Below are 1,870 nucleotides of genomic sequence, written 5' to 3' on the forward strand. Positions count from 1 at the left end.
CGCCGACCGCGACGCCCTCGCGGCCGTCCTCGCCGCCGTCCCCGAGGACGCCCCGCTCACCGGTGTGGTGCACGCCGCGGGTGTCGGCCAGGCCGCGCCCCTGTCCGCCACCCCGCTGGCCGGCACCGCTGCCGCGATGGCCGCCAAGACCCTCGGCGCCGCCCACCTCGACGCCCTGCTCGACGGCCACGACCTGGACTTCTTCCTGCTGTACTCGTCCGTCGCCGGAGTGTGGGGCAGCGCCGGGCAGAGCGCCTACGCCGCCGCCAACGCCTACCTCGACGCCCTCGCCGAGCACCGGCGCGCCCGCGGCCTGGCCGCCACCGCCATCGCCTGGGGACCCTGGGCCGAGACCGGCATGGCCCACGCGCACCACTCCGTCTCCGACACCCTCGAACGCGGCGGACTGCGTCTGCTGGCCCCCGCCACCGCCGTCACCGAGCTGCGCCGCGCCCTGGTCCGGCGGGACACCGCGGTCACCGTCGCCGACGTCGACTGGGGTCGGTACCACCCGGTCTTCACAGCCGCGCGCGCCAGCCGCCTGTTCGACGAGATCGACACCGTACGCGCCCTGACCGCCCCCGCGGACACCACCGCGACCGTCTCCGAACTGGCCGGACGGCTGCGCGGACTGACCGGCGACGAGCAGCAGCGGCTGCTCCTGGACCTGGTGCGCTCCGAGGCCGCCGTCGTCCTCGGCCACACCTCCGCCGACGGCGTCCCCGCCAGGCGCGCCTTCCGCGACGCGGGCTTCGACTCGCTGACCGCCGTGGAACTGCGCAAGCGCCTCGCCGCGCTCACCGGCCTCGCCCTGCCCACCACCCTGGTCTTCGACCACCCCAACCCGGCCGCCCTCGCCCGCCACCTCCGGGACGAACTCCTCGGCACCGGCGACGGCGCGTCGCCCGCCACCGCCGGCCCGGCCGCCGCCGACGAGCCCATCGCCATCATCGGCATGAGCTGCCGCTTCCCCGGCGGCGCCCGCTCCGCCGACGCGTTCTGGCGGCTCGTCGCCGACGGCACCGACAGCATCTCCGACTTCCCCGTCAACCGCGGCTGGGACGCCGACGCCCTCTACGACCCCGACCCCGACAACCCCGGCACCACCTACTCCACCCTCGGCGGCTTCCTGCACGACGCGGGCGAGTTCGACCCCGGCTTCTTCGGCATCTCGCCCCGCGAGGCGCTCTCCATGGACCCGCAGCAGCGGCTGCTCCTGGAGACCACCTGGGAGGCGTTCGAGCACGCCGGGATCGACCCCGCCACGGTGCACTCCACGCCCACCGGCACCTTCATCGGCTCCACCTACCAGGACTACGGCGTCGCCATGGACGACGGCTCCGCCGGGCACGCCGTCACCGGCTCCAGCCCCAGCGTGCTCTCCGGCCGCCTCGCCTACACCTTCGGCCTGGAGGGGCCGGCGGTCACCGTCGACACCGCCTGCTCCTCCTCCCTGGTCGCGCTGCACCTGGCCTGCCAGTCGCTGCGCAACGGCGAGAGCACCCTCGCCCTCGCGGGCGGCGCCACCGTCATGACCAACCCGATGTCCTTCATCGCGTTCAGCCGGCAGCGGGCGCTGGCCCGCGACGGACGCTGCAAGGCGTTCTCCGACGACGCCGACGGCATGACCCTCGCCGAGGGCGTCGGCGTCCTCGTCCTGGAGCGCCTCTCCGACGCCCGCCGCAACGGCCACGAGGTCCTCGCCGTCGTCCGCGGCTCCGCCGTCAACCAGGACGGCGCCTCCAACGGCCTCACCGCCCCCAACGGCCCCTCCCAGGCCCGCGTCATCCGCCAGGCACTGAACGCCGCCGGACTCACCGCCGACGACATCGACGTGGTCGAGGCGCACGGCACCGGCACCGCGCACGCG

1 protein-coding gene is annotated in these 1,870 nt (G+C 75.5%); it reads left to right on the top strand.

Features of this window, described 5'->3' with window-relative positions; translation table 11 throughout:
• Positions 1-1,870, top strand: a 1,870-nt coding sequence (locus tag B7767_RS31110) for a beta-ketoacyl synthase N-terminal-like domain-containing protein (RefSeq protein ID WP_143652720.1), incomplete at both ends; no start/stop codon positions are given.

Source organism: Streptomyces sp. 13-12-16 (assembly GCF_002114215.1).
Taxonomy (GTDB): domain Bacteria; phylum Actinomycetota; class Actinomycetes; order Streptomycetales; family Streptomycetaceae; genus Streptomyces.